Source organism: Streptomyces angustmyceticus (assembly GCF_019933235.1).
GTDB classification, from domain to species: Bacteria; Actinomycetota; Actinomycetes; order Streptomycetales; family Streptomycetaceae; genus Streptomyces; species Streptomyces angustmyceticus.
The window spans coordinates 759,887-777,166 of the sequence record NZ_CP082945.1; the positions used below are offsets into that span (position 1 = coordinate 759,887).

At 72.4% G+C, this 17,280-nt stretch carries 7 protein-coding genes; 4 read left to right on the top strand and 3 right to left on the bottom strand.

What is annotated here, in order from left to right; genetic code table 11:
* Positions 1-379: 379 nt before the first annotated feature.
* A complete protein-coding gene (locus K7396_RS03840; protein WP_086719413.1) occupies positions 380-733 on the top strand; it encodes a beta/gamma crystallin domain-containing protein in 354 nt (117 codons plus the stop codon).
* A 241-nt stretch (positions 734-974) separates the two neighbouring features.
* Here K7396_RS03840 and K7396_RS03845 read toward each other — a convergent pair whose 3' ends face one another.
* Entirely contained in the window at positions 975-1,856 is an 882-nt protein-coding gene (locus K7396_RS03845; RefSeq protein WP_223659613.1) for an AraC family transcriptional regulator, read from the bottom strand.
* A 138-nt stretch (positions 1,857-1,994) separates the two neighbouring features.
* On the opposite strand from K7396_RS03845, the gene K7396_RS03850 reads away from it, so the two are divergent.
* The 3 genes from K7396_RS03850 to K7396_RS03875 all read left to right on the top strand — a co-directional run bounded on the left by K7396_RS03850 (position 1,995) and on the right by K7396_RS03875 (position 14,692).
* Positions 1,995-2,801, top strand: coding sequence for an alpha/beta fold hydrolase (locus K7396_RS03850; RefSeq protein ID WP_167392798.1), 807 nt, complete (start codon positions 1,995-1,997; stop codon positions 2,799-2,801).
* 493 nt (positions 2,802-3,294) lie between these two features.
* Entirely contained in the window at positions 3,295-12,654 is a 9,360-nt protein-coding gene (locus tag K7396_RS35605; RefSeq protein WP_263295761.1) for an Ig-like domain repeat protein, read from the top strand.
* Between the two features lie 364 nt (positions 12,655-13,018).
* Positions 13,019-14,692, top strand: a complete 1,674-nt coding sequence (locus tag K7396_RS03875) for an APC family permease (RefSeq protein WP_086715537.1) — start codon at positions 13,019-13,021, stop codon at positions 14,690-14,692.
* Positions 14,693-14,789: 97 nt separating this feature from the next.
* Here the strand turns inward: K7396_RS03875 and K7396_RS03880 are convergent, their stop codons facing one another.
* A complete protein-coding gene (locus K7396_RS03880; protein WP_107421135.1) occupies positions 14,790-15,734 on the bottom strand; it encodes a DMT family transporter in 945 nt (314 codons plus the stop codon).
* Positions 15,734-17,260, bottom strand: a complete 1,527-nt coding sequence (locus K7396_RS03885; protein ID WP_086715535.1) for an acyl-CoA dehydrogenase family protein — start codon at positions 17,258-17,260, stop codon at positions 15,734-15,736. Before K7396_RS03885 ends, K7396_RS03880 begins: the two co-directional genes overlap by 1 nt.
* Between the last annotated feature and the right edge of the window lie 20 nt (positions 17,261-17,280).

Consider the following 17,280-nt stretch of genomic DNA (forward strand, 5'->3'; position numbering starts at 1 on the left):
CCGAGATGGGCGGAGTGGACTTCCTGCGGAAGGAGGGAGGCGGAGACGCGTGTCCGAGTGGCGGTGAGGGGGATCGGCGTCCGGATGGCCGGGTGGCTCGGGCGCTTCGTCTTCCGTGTCCCCCGCGGTCTCTGCCACCCCGTCCCTCTTCCTCCTCCCCCACCCCGTAGTTCCGTTACGTCCCGTTCCAGCGTTCCAGGTGGCTTACGTCTCCCTGGTCACAGCGTGCTTTTGCGTTCCAGCGTCCCGGAGTGCCCGGCTTTCATAGCTGCTGGGACGGATTACGTCGCATGCTCAAGTTGCCCGGGCACCGCATCGATGCCGCCCACGGTGGTGGCGGAGTGCGTTCCGGGTCCGACATTCCCAGCAAGGAGAACTTGTGATTTCGAGAACCAAGAAGGTCGCGCGTTCCGCGGCCGTGGCGTTCGCGGCAGCCGCCGCGCTCACCGTGACCGTGCCTACCGGAAATGCATTCGCCATCGACCACGTGCCCTGCCGTGGTGGCGAAAACTTCCTGAAGATCTGGTCACACAGCGGCGGGCAGCAGAGCGTGGACTGCTATGCGAACCGCGGGAGGATCGACTTCGGCGGGTGGTGGGTCGACAAGATCTCCACCGGGAACAACGACTTAATCTACTACGACGCCAACGGTGACTCGGTGCGGGTCGACCGGTGGCACGACATCACCTACCCGAACCGTCCGCCGAAGGTCAACTCCATCGAAATTCTGTGATGAGTTGACGGGGCGGTTTCCCGGAATGGCCATGGTGGCTGCATGTTCCTTCGGGAATACCGTCACTTCGTGAGCGAGCACCGGTTTTCCGTAGCGTGAACCTCCTCGCACCGGACTCATTGATGCCGGCCACGCCTCTCGGGGCGTGGCCGGCGTCGCATGAGGGGTACGTCGAGGTGCGTCGGAGTGCGTCGGAGTGCGCCAAGCCGGCCGGCGCACACGGAAGACAGGGCCGGTGGGGTCAGCGGACATCGTGGACCGTGCGCCAGCGGCTTGGAGACAGTCCGGCCTGGCGTTGGAAGAACGTGCTGAAGTTCGCGGCGTCGTGGAAGCCGAGGTGCTCGGCGCACCGCGCGGCGGGGAGGTCGGTGTGTGCGAGCAGGCGTTTGGCCTCCAGCAGGATGCGTTGGTCGAGGAACTGCTTGGCGCCCAGGCCGGTCGCCGCGCGGGTTGCCCGGGTGAGGGTGCGCGGGTCGTAGCCGAGAGCGGCGGCGTACTCGCGTACGTGGTGGTGCCGGGTGAACTGTTGCTCCACCGCGACGCGGTAGCGGTGGAAGACGGTGTGTTCGTGGGGCTCGTCGGCCGGGGGCTCGGGCGTATCGGTGGGCAGGACGCGCAGCACCAGGGCTGAGAGAAGGTGGGCGAGTAGCGGTGGCGAGGCCAGTCGTGGGTTCGCCACCGCGGCCGTGTACTCGTGCCGTAGGTGGTCCGCCGCCAGCAGGGCTAACTCCCATGATTCTGCGTCTAGTTGCCAGCAGGTCGGGCCGAAGGTGTCCCCTGCCGCTTGCACGACGGGGCCCGGGGTGGGCGGGAAGCTCTGTGTGAAGAGGAACAGGGGGCCTTCCAGGTCGTCGACGTCGGTCCAGCGGTGCACCACACCCGGACGGATCCAGACGACGGTCCGTTCCCGCAGGGGGTGATCGACGAAGTCGGCGGTGTGGTGTCCTCCGCCCGACCGCACCAGGGCCATGACGTGGAAGTCCGGGCGCTGCGGGCGGGTTCGCCGGCGGCTGGGGTCCATGCGGCGCAGTCGCGCGAAGCTGAGGACCTCGACGTCGAACTCCGCCCGGGGAGCCGGGGCGTAGTGCAGTTGCCTGATCCCGGGAAGCTGACCGCTTTTCACAAGAAGCTCGCACCTTTCGACCGGGTCCGCGCTGCGGGGCGTCGGTAGCGTCGCTGTCGTAACTGCTGTTCAGCGCCGCGAAGTCGGGCCGCAGCGGTTCTTCGTCCACCGCTTTCGCGAGGCAACTCAGAGGTTTCCATGACGACGGTATCCGCAATCCACCAGGTGCTCGTGGCAGAGGGCTCGATCGAGGTCCGCCGGCAGGGGCGGTGCGGGCCCACGTTGGTGTTCGTGCATTACTGGGGCGGGTCCGCCGGTACGTGGGACGCGGTCGTGGAGCGGCTCCCGGCTGATCGGGACACGGTCCGCTTCGACCAGCGCGGCTGGGGCCTGTCGCGGGCACTGCCCGGCCCCTACGGGCTGGAGCAGCTCGCCGACGATCTCCTCGCCATCGTCGAGGGGCTGGGCCTGCGGACGTTCGTCCTCGTCGGGCACTCGATGGGCGGCAAGGTGAGTCTGCTCGCCGCCGCCCGCCGGCCCGCGGGCCTGGTGGGGGTGGTGCTGCTGGCCCCGGCGCCGCCGGAGCCGCCTGTCGCCGTGACCGCCGAGTACCGGAACTCCCTCTCCCACGCCTACGATTCGGCGCGGTCCGTCGGGGCTGCGCTCGACCACGCCCTCACCGCGACGCCGCTGACGGGGGACGTCCGGAGCGCCGTCGTGCGGGACAGTCTGAACAGCGGCGAGGACGCGCGGCTGGAGTGGCCGTTGCGGGGCATCGCCGCGGACGTGACGGACGCCGCCAGGGCGGTGGACGTTCCCGTTCTCGTCCTGGCCGGCGAGCACGACCAGGTCGAACCGCCGCACGTCCTGCGCCGCCATCTCCTGCCCAGCGTCCCCCGGGCCCGGTTCGCCATCGTCCCGGCCGGCGGGCACCTGCTCCCTCTGGAGACTCCCGCCGAAGTCGCGGCGGCACTGGAGGACTTCAGCGCCGGTCTGGGCTGCTGATCCCCTCCCCCGGCCGCCCGTTGCCTCGCGCGCCCGCAGGTAGCGGCTGTGCGTCCGCGTGCCGCGTCGCGCGATCGGCCTTTCGGGTGAGGTCGTAGGCGGAGTGTTGCCTTTGCCGTCACCGGAATGGGTTACTGAATCCGTCCGATTCCGGTGGGCCGCCCATCCTTTCCGGGGGAGCGGAAGGCGTCCTGCCCTTCTCGGAGCCTCGTCATGACGAGGCGGCCGCGCGCGCTCCTCCGTTGAGGCATGCAGGTCACGGCCGTGTCGGCGCCGCAGTGTGCGCCGCATGGTGCGACCGGCCCGCGAGCTGGCCTGGAGCCCTCATGCATGCAGTCCGTGCCGTCCGCACCGTGCACCTCACCGGCCCGCGTCACGCGGGCGCCCGAGGGGGCCCGCTCCCGCCACGGCCCGCCGCGTCTCCCCTGGTGCGCTGCCCGGCCGGAGCCGTCGATGCGGCCGGCAAAGCCACGACGCGAGCGAGGGCGGTCTCATGCTGACACCGGAGCACCCCAACGGGCCTTTTCTGATCACCGATCGCGACGGGAACTGCATCGCCGTCATCGACCCGGCCTCCCGCAAGGTCGTGCCCACCCTGAGCGCCCCGGTCCCGCTCGTGGCCCGTGGGGCGGGGGACGAACTGGTGCTCCGCACCTCGGTGGACCGCACGGACCTGCCGAGGGCGCTCGACAGCAACACGCTGCTGCACGCCCTGCCCGGCGCGCTGGCCCGGACGGCCGTCGCACCGCGGCTGCTGCGGCGGTCCGAGCTGACCGGGCCTGCCGGCTTCGCCGGACGGGCCGACGTGCCCGGGCTGTTGAGTCTCTCCGGGATCTTCCCCGACCAGGGGTCCTACAGCGGCGGCACCCTGGTGACCATCGTCGGGCGGCACTTCACCGGCGCCACCTCGGTGTACTTCGGCTCCCGGCAGGCGGCGAGCTTCTCCGTCCTCGACGACCGGACCATCGTCGCGGTCACCCCGGCGGGCAACGGGGCGGTCCCGGTCACCGTCACCACCCCCGGCGGCAGCGCCCGCGTCGGATACTTCTTCTACCTGTACTGGCCCAGTATTTCGCGGCTCATCCCCTCGGCCGGTCCGGTCGGCGGGGGCAATGTGGTGGAGCTGGTGGGCGCCAACCTGAGCACCGCGCTGCTGGTGCACTTCGGTGACGCGATCGCCTTCCCCACCGCGGTCTCCGAGGGGCAGCTGCTGGTGACCGCTCCCCCCGTCGCGGGGCCCGGTACCGTCCCGGTCTACGTCACCACCATCGGCGGGGTGAGCAACCAACTGCCCTACACCTACGCCGCGGCGCCGTCGGTGAACAGTGTCAGCCCGGCCACCGGGCCGATCGCGGGCGGCACCACCCTGGTGGTGCGGGGCACCGGTCTCGGCCGGGTCACCGCCGTCACCGTCGGCGGTGTGCCCGCGGTGTCCTTCCGCGCGTACTCCGACACCCTGCTGGTGGTGGTGACGCCGCCGGGGGCGCCGGGTCCGGCCGACCTCGTCATCACCACCCCGGGCGGCAGCGTGACCGTGTCCGGCGGCTTCGGCTACCAGGCGCCCACGCAGACGGCCGTCAGCTCCGCGCCCGACCCCTCCGTCGTGGGCGAAGCGGTGGCCTTCACCGCCGTGGTGACGGGTGTTCCGCCCACCACCGGCACCCCGACGGGCACCGTCACCTTCGACTTCGGGGACGGCTCGGCACCCGTGCCGGCGGCCCTCACCGACGGCGCGGCGACGGTCAGCCATGTCTACACCGCCCCGTCCGGGACACCGTACGAGGTCTCCGTCTCCTACGGCGGCGATGTCTTCTTCGTCCCGTCCAGCGGGACGGACACCCAGGTGGTCGGGGCGGCCTCGACCACCACCACCGTGCAGGTCTCCCCCGACCCCTCGCTGGCCGGGCAGGGCGTCACCCTCGTCGCGCGGGTCGCACCCGTACCGCCGGGGGACGGGGCGCCGACCGGCACCGTCACCTTCGACTTCGGCGACGGCACCCCCACCGTCACCGCCCCGCTGACCGGTGGTGCCGCCACGGTCACCCACGCCTATGACGACGCCGCCGAAGACCCCTACACGATCACCGCCGCCTACAGCGGGGATGGCAACTTCACCGCCTCGACGGGGACCGACACCCAGACCGTCCAACAGGCCGCCTCCAACACGGACCTGAGCCTCGCGCCGAACCCCTCGGTGGCCGGCCAGCCGGTGACCGCCACCGCGACGGTCATCACCGTCCCGCCGGGCGCCGGCAGCCCGACCGGCACCGTCACCTTCGACTTCGGCGACGGCACCGCGCCGGTCACCGTCCCCCTCACCGGCGGGACGGCGGCCGTGGACCACGCCTACGCCGACGCGGCCGCGACCTCGTACACCGTCACCGCCACCTACAACGGCGACGGCAACATCGCCCCGTCCACGGAGACGGCGGCACTGACGGTGGGTCAGGCCGCGTCCGCGACGGCCGTGACCGCCTCGCCCTCCCCCGCGGCGGTGGGCGAGCCGGTGACGTTCGGGGCGACGGTCACCACCGTCCCGCCGGGGGCCGGCACCCCGACCGGCACCGTCACCTTCGACTTCGGCGACGGCACGACGCCGGTCACCGTGGCCCTCACCGACGGGGCCGCCGCCACCTCGCACACCTACACCGGCGCCGCGCAGAGCCCCTACACGGTCACCGTCACCTACAGCGGCGACGCCGACACCATCGCGTCCGTGGGGACCTTCAGCCAGACCGTGCAGCCGGCCGACACCACCACCGCCGTGGTCTCCGCGCCCGACCCCTCCACGGTGGGGCAGGAGGTGACGTTCAGTGCGACGGTCACCACCGTCCCGCCCGGGGCCGGCACCCCGACCGGCACCGTCACCTTCGACTTCGGCGACGGCACCCCCACCGTCACCGCGGCCCTCACCGGCGGCACCGCGGAGGCCACCCACATCTACACCGACGCGGCCGAAGACCCCTATCCGGTGACGGCCACCTACAACGGCGGCGCCGACTTCACCGCGTCCACCGGCACCGGGGCCCAGACCGTGCAGCCGGCCGACACCGTCACCGCCCTGACCTCGACGCCCGATCCGTCCACGGTGGGGCAGTCGACGACCTTCGTGGCCAAGGTCATCCCGGAGTCGCCGGCCGGCGGTTCGCCGACGGGCACCGTGACCTTCGAGTTCAGCGACGACAGCCCGCCGGTGACGGTGCCGGTCGCGGGCGGCACCGCGACGGTCAGCCACCTCAGCCCGGAGGTGTCGGACAGCCCGTACACGGTCGCCGCGACCTACAGCGGCGACGACAACTTCAACCCCTCGGCCGGGGCGGACAGTCAGGTGGTCACCCAGGCCGTCTCGACGACGACCGTGAGCACCACCCCGTCCCCCTCGGTGACCGGGCAGTCCGTCACCTTCAGCGCCACCGTGGCGGGCGTCCCGGCGTCCGGGGTCACTCCGACCGGCACCGTCACCTTCGACTTCGGCGACGGCACCGCGCCGGTCACCGTCCCCCTCACCAGCGGCTCCGCCGGCACCACCCACGTCTACACCAACGCCTCGCAGAGCCCCTACCCGGTCACCGTCACCTACAGCGGAGACACCAACTTCACGGATTCCACCGGAAGTTCGCTGCACAGCGTCGAGCAGGCCGCCACCGTCACCACGGTCACCGCGGCGCCCGACCCGTCCGTGACCGGCGAGGCCGTGACGGTCACCGTGTCCCCCGTCGCGCCCGGCGCCGGGGTCCCGACCGGCGAGGCCACCTTCGACTTCGGCGACGGCAGTCCGGTCCTCACCGCCCGGCTCGTCGGCGGCTCGGCCACCGTCACCCACGTCTACACCAGCGCCTCCGGCAGCCCCTACACGATCACCGCCCACTACAGCGGGGACGGCGACTTCGCCCCGTCCGACGACACCATCGTGCACACCGTCGCACCGGCCGCGACCACCACCACGGTGCTCTCGTCGGCCACGCCCGCCGCGGTGGGCCAGACCGTGACCCTGATCGCGCGGGTGACGCCCGTTCCGCCGGGGGCCGGCACCCCGACGGGGACGGTCACCTTCACCTTCGGGGACGGCTCCCCGACCGTCACCGCGCCGGTCTCCGGCAACCTGGCGACGGTGACCCACGCGTGGACCAGCACCGCGGGCAGCCCCTACACCGTCACCGCGTCCTACGCCGGGGACGGGGACTTCGCGGCCTCCACCGGAACGGCCGCGCAGAGCGTGGCGATGAGCGTGTCGACCACCTCGACGACGGTGAGTTCGGCGCCCGACCCGTCCGTGGTCGGCGGGACGGTGACCTTCACCGCGACGGTCGCGGTCCTCCCGCCCGCCTCGGGCACCCCGACCGGCACCGTCACCTTCGCGTTCGGCGACGGCTCCCCGACGGTCACGGTGCCGCTGACCGGCACCACGGCGACCGCCGGCCACGCCTACCCGACCGCCGGCGCCTACTCGGTGACCGCGACCTACAGCGGCGACGCCGACTTCGCGGGGTCGTCCGGGATCGACACCCAGACGGTCGGCCAGGCCGGTACGACGACCACGCTCGTCTCCGCCTCCGACCCCTCGGTGACCGGCGAACCGGTCACCTTCACGGCCACCGTCGCCTCCGCCGCGGCCGGCGCCGGCACCCCCACCGGGTACGTCGCCTTCGGCTTCGGCGACGGTTCGGCGGTCGTCCTGGTCCCGGTCGCCGACGGGGCCGCGGTCGCCGTCCACGCGTACACCCGCACCGCCGGCAGCCCCTACACCGTCACCGCGGCCTACAACGGCGACGCGAACTTCACCGGTTCCTCGGACACCGACACCCAGACCGTGAACCCCGCGGCCACCTCCACCGTGGTGATCGCCCAGCCCCAGCCGTCGTCGGCCGGCCAGCCGGTCACCCTGACCGCGTCGATCGCCACGGCGCCCCCGGCGACGGGCGAGCCGACCGGCACGGTCACCTTCGACTTCGGCGACGGCACCCCGACCGTGACCGCCGACGCGGTGGCGGGACTGGCGACGGTGGTGCACGCGTACACCACCACGGGCGGCAGCCCCTACACCGTGACGGCCTCCTACAACGGCGACGACGACTTCAGCGCCTCCACCGGCACCACCGCACAGACCGTGGTGCGGACCGCGACCGCCCTGACGGTCACCACCGGGGGCGGTCCTTCGGTGGTGGGCGAACCGGTGACCGTCGCGGTGACGGCCGCCGCGGTGCCGCCGGGCGCGGGGGTGCCCGACGGCACGGTCACCGTCGACTTCGGCGACGGCACGGCTCCCACGACGGTGGCGCTGGCCGGCGGGGCCGCCCTTGTCACCCACACCTACACCACCAGCCTGGGCAGCCCGTACGCGATCAGCGTCGTCTACAACGGCAGCGGCGACTTCACCACCGCGGCGGCCACCGCCACCCAGACGGTGCTGCCGGACGCCACGACGACCACGGTGACCGTCGCGCCGGAGCCGTCCGTGGCCGGTCAGCCGGTCACCTTCACCGCGGCGGTGGCGCCGGCGGCTCCGGGTGCCGGCGCGCCGACCGGCACCATGACGTTCGACTTCGGCGACGGCACCGACCCGGTGGCCGCGCCCGTGGTGGCCGGGGTGGCCACCGCCGCGCACGCCTTCGCCGGTACCGCCGGCAGCCCCTACACGGTCACCGCCACCTACGGCGGCAACACCGACTTCACCGGCTCGGCCGGCAGCACCGGCCATGTCGTGAACCGGGCGTCGGCCGACGTGGTGATCACGATGGCGCCCGACACCTCGGTGTCGGGCCAGCCGGTGACCGTGACCGCGACGCTCAGCGCTTCCGCACCGGGCGCCGGCACCCCGACCGGCACCGTCACCGTGGACTTCGGCGACGGCACGGCGCCGGTCGCGGTGCCGCTCACCGGCGGGGCCGCGACCGTGACCCACGCCTGGGCCGGCACCGCCGGCAGCCCGTACGTCGTCACCGTCGCCTACGGCGGGGACGCCGACTTCGGACCCACGTCGGCGACCGGCTCGCACACCGTCACCGCGGCCGCCAGCACCACCTCCGTCAGCTCCGCGCCGGACCCCGCGGTGCCGGGCCAGCCGGTCACCGTCACCGCGACGATCGCCGCGGTCCCCCCGGGGGCCGGCACCCCGACCGGAGCCGTCACCTTCGACTTCGGCGACGGCACCCCGCCGGTCACCGCCCCCGTGACGGACGGCACCGCCACCGCCACCCACGCCTGGACCGGGACCGCCGGCAGCCCCTACGCCCTGACCACCACCTATCAGGGCGACACCGACTTCGCCCCCTCCAGCTGCACCACCCTCCAGACGGTCGGACCGGGCGCGAGCACCACCACCGTCAGCGGTCTGCCCGAGCCGTCGGTGACGGGCGCGCCGGTGACGTTCTTCGCGCGCGTGACGCCGGACGCCCCGGGGGACGGCACCCCGACCGGGACGGTGACCTTCGACTTCGGCGACGGCACCGCGCCGGTGGTCGCGACCGTGTCCCAGGGCCTGGCGACCGCCGTGCACACCTTCACCGGCGCGGCCGGCCCGTACACGGTGACCGCCGGCTACAGCGGCGACGACGACTTCATCGCCTCGGTGGGGTCCGCGACCCACACCGTGCAGCAGGCGCTGACGACGACGGTGGTCGACTCGTCGCCGGATCCGTCGGTGTCCGGGCAGGCGGTGGCGGTGACCGCCACGGTCGCGGCGGTGGCGCCGGGCGCCGGGACGCCGACCGGCACCGTCACCTTCGACTTCGGCGACGGCTCCGCACCGGTGGCGGTGCAGCTGGCCGGCGGCACCGCCACCGCCCCGCACACCTGGACCGGCACCGTCGGCAGCCCCTATCCCCTCACCGCCACCTACAGCGGGGACGCGGGATTCTCCGCGTCCGCCGGGACCGGCACCCAGGCCGTCACCACGGCGGCGACCGGCACCACCCTCACCTCCTCCCCCGACCCCTCGGTGCCGGGCCGGTCGGTCGACCTCACCGCCACCGTGGCGCCCGTCGCCCCCGGGGCGGGCACCCCGACCGGGACCGTCACCTTCGACTTCGGCGACGGCACCGCACCGGTCACCGTGCCGCTGGCCAACGGCACCGCGACCACGCCCCACACCTGGACCACCACCGCCGGCAGCCCCTGCTCCCTCACCGCCGCCTACAGCGGGGACGGCGACTTCGACCCGTCCACCGGCAGTGACACCCAGACCGTGGGCCCGGCCACCGCGGCGATGACGCTGACCTCGTCCCCGGAACCGTCCACCGCCGGGCAGAACGTCACCTTCACCGCGCGGGTCTCGGCGGTCCCCCCGGGCGCGGGCGCCCCCACCGGGACGGTCACCTTCGACTTCGGCGACGGCACCGCACCGGTCACCGCCCCGGTCCTGAGTGGGGTCGCGACCACCGACCACGCCTACGCGACCACGACGGGCAGCCCCTACACCGTCACCGCGACCTACAGCGGGGACACCGACTTCACCACCGCCACCGCCACCGCCGCGCACACCGTGACGGCCGCCGCCGTCACCACCGCGACGACGGTGACCTCCTCGCCCGACCCCACGGTGACCGGCCAGCCGGTGACCGTGACCGCCGTCGTGGCCCCCACGCCGGCCGGCACCGGGGTGCCCACCGGCACCGTCACCTTCGACTTCGGGGACGGCACGGCGGCCATCACGGCGCCGCTGTCCGGCAGCACCGTGACCGTCGCGCACACCTACACCAGCGCGACCGGCAGCCCCTACCGCATCACCGCCAACTACAGCGGGGACGCCAACTTCAGCTCCTCGGCGGGCAGCGACACCCAGACCGTGCTGCCGGCGGCGACCACCACCACGCTCGCCACCGCCCCCGACCCGTCGGTGACCGGCCAGCCGGTGACCCTCACCGCGACGGTGGCGCCGGTCGGTCCGGGGGCCGGCGTGCCGACCGGCTCCGTCACCTTCGACTTCGGCGACGGGACCCCGACGGCCTCGGCCTCACTTTCCGGCGGGGTGGCCCGGATCAGCCACGCGTACACCAGCGCGGGCGGTCCGTACACGGCGACCGCGAGCTACGAAGGGGACGCCAGCTTCACCGCGTCGAACGGCACCGACACCCAGACCGTCGGCAAGGCCGCCACGACGACCGTCGTGGTCTCCTCGCCCGACCCCACCGTGGTCGGCCAGCCCACCACCCTCAGCGCCACCGTGGCCGCCCAGGCGCCCGGGGCGGGCACCCCGACCGGGACCGTCACCTTCGACTTCGGCGACGGCAGCCCCACGGTGACCGCGCCCCTCAGCAACGGTCTCGCCACCACCACCCACACCTACACCGGCACCGCCGGCAGCCCGTACGCCCTCACCGGCACCTACAACGGCGACGCCAACTACACGGCGTCGAGCGGCACCGACACCCAGAGCGTCAGCAAGGCCGCCACGACGACCGCCGTGGTCTCCTCGCCCGACCCCACCGTGGTCGGCCAGCCCACCACCCTCACCGCCACGGTGGCCTCCGTCGCCCCCGGGACGGGCCCCCCGACCGGCACCGTCACCTTCGACTTCGGCGACGGGACGAGCCCGGCCACGGCCACCCTCTTTGGCGGGGTCGCCACCGTCACCCACACGTTCGCCGGCACCGCCGGCAGCCCGTACACGCTGACCGGCACCTACAACGGCGACGCCAACTACACGTCCTCCCACGGTGCCGACACCCAGACGGTCGGCCGGGCGACCACCACGACGTCCCTGGTCTCCGCCCCGGACCCCGGCGTGGTCGGCCAGCCCATCACCCTCACCGCCACCGTGGCACCGGTCGCCCCCGGGGCGGGCACCCCCACCGGAACCGTCACCTTCACCTTCGGCGACGGCACCGGCTCCGCCACGGCCACCCTCTCCGGCGGAGTGGCCACCGTCACCCACACCTGGACGACCCGCACCGGCACCCCGTACGCCCTGACGGCCACCTACAACGGCGACGCCGACTTCACCGCCTCCAGCGGCACCGACACCCAGACCGTCAACAAGGCCGCGACCACCACCACCGTGACCTCCGCCCCCGACCCCTCCGTCACCGGCCAGAGCGTCACCCTCACCGCCACCGCCGCACCCGTCGCCCCCGGCGCCGGCACCCCCACCGGCACCGTCACCTTCACCTTCGGCGACGGCACCACCGCCACCACCGCCACCCTCTCCGGCGGCACCGCCACCACCACCCACACCTGGACCACCCGCACCGGCAGCCCGTTCCCGATCACCGCCACCTACAACGGCGACACCAACTACGCGACATCGAGCGGCACCGACACCCAGACCCTCAGCAAGAGCACGACCACCACCACCGTCACCTCGACCCCGGATCCCTCCGCGTCCGGGCAGTCGGTCACCATCAGGGCGACGGTGTCCGCCGCGTCCGGCACGCCCACCGGCATCGTCACCTTCACCTTCGGCGACGGCACCGCCTCGGCCACCGCGCCGGTGTCCGGCGGGGTGGCGACCGTCACCCACACCTACACCGGCACCACGGGCAGTCCGTTCACCATCTCGGCCGCCTACGGCGGGAACGACAGCTTCGCGGCGTCCAGCGGCACCGACACCCAGACCCTCAACAAGGCGACCACCTCCACGGTCGTGGTGTCCACGCCGAACCCCTCGACGACGGGCGACCCGGTGACCGTCACCGCGACGGTCACCACGGTGGCCCCCGGAACGGGCACCCCCACCGGAACCATCACCCTCGCGATCACCGGGCGCACCCCGCAGACCGTGACCCTGGTCAACGGCAGGGCCAGCGCGGTGTTCAACCCGCTGCCCAAGGGCACCCACCTCGTCACCGCCAACTACAACGGCGACGTGAGCTTCGCGGCGTCCAGCGGGACCACCACCCAGACGGTCAACAACTGAGACCCCGCACCCGGCCGTCGGCCCCGTGGCCCGTGCCACGGGGCCGACGGCCGCTTTCCGGTCACGCTCCGGGGCCGGCCGAGCCGGGGCGGCGCCGCCCGGCCCCCGCCCCTTCCCCTGCTGTGACGCGCCTCACGCGGGGGCCTCCCGGGTGGCCGACGAGCAGCATGCGGGAGACGAACGGGCCGTGGGCCCAAGCGCGTTGGCCCCGCGCCCGTGGTCTGCCGGGGCGGGTGCGTGCGGCGCTCCGGCAGGACGGCGGCGCTCCCGCCATGTGGCCGGAAATAAGGTGGTCGGCGGCAGACGACAGCGGCCCCTGCGACAGCGCGGGGCATGCGCACCACCAGGACGGACGACACATCCCATGGACATGAGCGCGGGCGAGCGCAAGGGGCTCAGCCTCTTCGCCCTCATCATGATCGGCATAGGTTCGATCTTCGGCTCCGGCTGGCTCTTCGGGGCCGGCTCCGCCGCCCAGGTGGCGGGCCCCGCGGCGGTGGTCGCCTGGGTGATCGGCGTGATCTTCATCGGCATGATCGCGATGTCGTACGCGGAGGTCGGCTCGGCCTACCCGATCCCCGGCGGCATGGCCCGCTACGGGCACCTCTCGCACGGTCCGGTCCTGGGCTTCCTCACCGGCTGGGCGGTGTGGATCGCGACCGCCTCGCTGATCCCGATCGAGTCGATCGCGGCCACCCAGTACATGACGTCCTGGAGCTTCGGCTGGGCGCAGGGCCTGGTCGACCCGGCCACCCACCAGCTGACGCTCTCCGGTACGGCGGTGGCACTGGTCCTGACCCTCGCGCTCTGGCTGACCTGCTTCTGGTCGGTGCAGCTGCTGGCCCGCGCCAACACCGTGCTCACCCTGGTCAAGTTCGCCATCCCGGTGCTGGCGGTGCTCGCCCTGATCGGGTCGGGCTTCCACCCCTCGAACTTCACCGCGCACGGCGGCTTCGCCCCGTACGGCTGGCCGGCCGTGCTCACCGCCGTCACCACCTGCGGTGTGGTCTTCGCCTTCAACGGCTTCCAGGCCGTGGTCAACCTCGGCGGGGCCGCCAAGAACCCGGGCCGGGCCATCCCGCTCGCCCTGGTCGGCGCGCTCTCGCTGGGCCTGGTGATCTACCTGGCGCTGCAGGTCTCGTACCTGGGGTCGGTGCCGCCGGAGCTGCTGGCGCGGTCCGGCGGGTGGCAGGGCGTGAACCTCAACTCGCCGTTCGCCGACCTGGCGGGGCTGCTGATGCTGCACTGGGTCGTCACCATGCTGCAGTTCGGCGCGTTCATCTCGCCGGCCGGGTCCAACATCGCCAACGTGGCCTCGGCCGCGTACATGGTCACCAACCTCGCCGAGACCGGGTTCTTCCCGCGGAAGCTGGCGGCCGTGCACCCGCGCTACGGCACCGCCCGCCCGGCGATGTGGCTGAACCTCGCCTTCTCCGTCGTCCTGCTGGTCACCGTCGGCCGCAGCTGGCAGGCGCTGGCCGGCGTGGTGTCGGCGGCCATGGTCATCTCGTATCTGATCGGCCCGATCGCGGTGGGCGTGCTGCGGCGGACCCGCCCGGACCTGCCCCGTCCCTTCCGGCTGCCGGCCGCCGGGGTGCTGTGCCCGGTCACCTTCGCCTTCGCGGCCTGCGCCCTGTACTGGTCGAAGTGGCCGGAGACCGGAAAGATCACCGTGCTGACGCTGGTGGCCGCACCGGTCGCGGCGCTGGTGCTGCGGCGCCGGGCCAGGAGCGCGAGCGGCGGGCGGCAGGCGGGCCTGCTGCGACAGTTCGCGCCGGCCTGGTGGATGATCGCCTTCCTGCTGTGGACGGCCGCGGTGTCCGCGCTGGGCGGCAAGGACTTCGGCGGCCGGGACGTCCTCCCCGGCGAGCTCGGCACCGTCCTGATCGCGGTCACCGCCCCGCTCTTCTACTTCTGGGCGGTGCGCTCCGGGGTCCGGGCCCACGCACAGGGCCTGACCGGCGACCCGACCCCCGCCGAAGCCGCCCCGGCGCCCGCGGCCACCGACGACGACGCACGCCCGATGGCCTCCGTCTAGGACACCGTGCCGGGCTCCGGGGCACCCCCGGAGCCCGGCACAGGGATCGCTTCGCCGCCGGCGTGGCACAGCGGGGCCCGCAACGCCCCGCCCCCGCTCAGGCGCGTTCCGCCGCCGGTACGGAGTCCTCGGCCGGCGCCGCGGGAGCGGGTTCGGTGTGCGGCGTCCGGCTACTGCGGTTGAAGACCGTGATCGAGGCCATGATCACCGCGAAGCCGATGATCTCCGACGCGGTCGGGCGCTGGCCGAGCACCGGCCAGGCGATCAGTCCCGCCGCGATCGGGACGCCGTAGAAGTACGACGCCACCCGGTCCGCGCTCTCCGATCGCATCAGGACGAACAGCAGGCTGAGCGCGCCGATCGACACACCGACCGACATCCACAGTTCCGACAGCACGAACTGCGGTGTCCACCGGATGACGCCCTTCTCGAAGACCAGTCCGCCCGCGAGCATGACGACGGCCGACGACCCGGACTGCACGAAGCCATTGATCAGCAGGTGTGCGCCCGGGTTCTTCCGCTGGAAGGCGAACTGTCCGGTCGACACTCCCACCAGGCCGAGAACGCCGAAGGCGACATTGGTCGGGGTGAGCCCGGAAGAGGACTCCAGGCCCCGGTAGACCGTGATGGCGACGCCGACCAGCCCGCCGAGCAGTGCCAGCACCGACAGCGGCCGGACCTTTCGCGCGGTCACGACGGAGACCATCAGCCACACCAGAAGCGGTTGCAGCGCGATGATCAGTGCCGAGACGGCGGGGGTCATGCCGTGGTGGAGCGCGTAGAACACCCCGACGGAGAACACCCCCTGCAGCAGGATGCCGCTGAGCATGAGGTGGAGGTAGCCCGAGCGCGGCCAGGCGACCCGGAAGCAGAGGATCAGGACGAACAGGATGACCGCGGTCGCGCCGAACCGGATGGCCAGGTAGAAGAAGGGCTCCGCATAGGGCAGGCCGTACCGGCCGCCCACAAATCCTGATCCGTAGAGGATCACGAACGTCAACGCGATGAGCGAAACCTTGAGGTTCTTGGTCCCGCCGGGCACTAGCGCATTCCCACCTTGGAGTCGAAGGTGACCACGGAGCCGTGCGGCCGCAGCGCGCCCGGCAGTGCCTGCGCGCCGACGAGCCTGGCGGTCAGCTCGTACTCGTTCACCAGGCCGACGATCTCGTTCTTCAGCACCGCGATCGCCTTCGCGTAGTCGGCGTCGTCCACGGCGAGCCGCGCGCTGGGCGCCGCCGTTCGGGACGCCTTCTGCAGCGCGCCGATTCCGTAGATCCTGGACAGGATGCGGCCCAGGATCACGATCCGGTCCTGGGACGGCGCGTCGGCGAGATGGCTGAGGTTGATGTCGGTGAGGTGGAAGAACGCGTCTTCCAGATAGCCGAACCGGCCGAGGAACTCCAGCGGCGACCGCAGCCCGGACTCCTGGAAATGACGCAGGAAAAGATGGGCCAGGTGCTGGCAGAGCAGGTCGTTGGTGCCGTCGAATACGGTGTAGACGCGCGCATCGAGCAGGGCGTGGGCGGCGATGTTGTCCGGCGCGCCCTTCCGGTAGCCTTCGCCGCCGCACAACTGCTGGTAGTCGAGGGCCGATTCCAGCATGAGTTCGGAGGCCAGCACCTTCGTCGCCAGGGAGGCGAACATGCTGTTCTCCAGGTCCGTGGAGTAGTCCTCCGCCAGCATCAGGTGCCGGTACAGCGCATTGCAGGCGACGTAGTTCTGCCGGATGCGACTGACCTTGTAGCGCACATAGCCGATGTCGTGCAGGGTGCCGTCACCGATCTTCCGGGTGTTGACCTGGCGCAGCGATTCGGTGCTGAGCCGGCGCAGGAATCCGCTGGCCATGGCGGCCTTGCTGAAGCGGGACGCGCACAGGATCTCGGCGGCGTCGCCCAGGCCCTCCCTGGTTTTGGTGAGCCGGTAATGGCGGGGCACCCGCAGGTCCAGGGTGTTGAGCCCGTATCCGAGGTTCTTCAGTCCCAGGCTGTCGTAGACCTCGGTGGTCACGAATCCGCCGTCCGAGCGCCGGTGGGCGAAGTAGCCGAACTCCTTGCGCTCCGGGTGCTTGGCGCAGATGATCCACCAGTCCGCCTGCTCGCTGAACGCCTGCCAGTGCTTGGTTCCGGTGATCCGGTACGCGTCACCGTCGTCGTGGTAGGTGGTCTGCATACGGGCGAGGTTCGAACCGCTCCCCGGTTCGGTGAAGGCGAGGCCGCCGATGACGGGATGGTGCGCGAAGTCGTCGAAGACCTCTTCCTTCAGGGCCTCATCGCCGCTTCTCGCCACATTGCGGAGGAAGAGGACGGTCACGATCATGGTGTACATGCCCATCGGCAGATTGCGCTCGGACATGATCTCGATGATCTCGCACATCTCCCGATGGCTTTCCCGGCCACCGTACGCGCGCGGGATGGCCGGTAAGTAGATGCCTAACTCCACGAGCTTTCGCAGACCCTCCCGGGACAGCGGCTCATGGGGAAGCCGGGCACTGTCGAACGCGTCGATGCTGCCCCGGAAATTATCCAGGAACTCGGTCGAATCAAGGTCGGCCAGGGGGTTGCGCGGCATACTCAAGACAAGTGTCCCAT

Coding starts and splice junctions, on each gene's coding strand:
- K7396_RS03850 (WP_167392798.1), top strand. CDS start 1,995: ATGACGACGGTATCCGCAATCCACCAGGTGCTCGTGGCAGAGGGCTCG.
- K7396_RS35605 (WP_263295761.1), top strand. CDS start 3,295: ATGCTGACACCGGAGCACCCCAACGGGCCTTTTCTGATCACCGATCGC.
- K7396_RS03875 (WP_086715537.1), top strand. CDS start 13,019: ATGGACATGAGCGCGGGCGAGCGCAAGGGGCTCAGCCTCTTCGCCCTC.
- K7396_RS03885 (WP_086715535.1), bottom strand. CDS start 17,260: ATGCCGCGCAACCCCCTGGCCGACCTTGATTCGACCGAGTTCCTGGAT.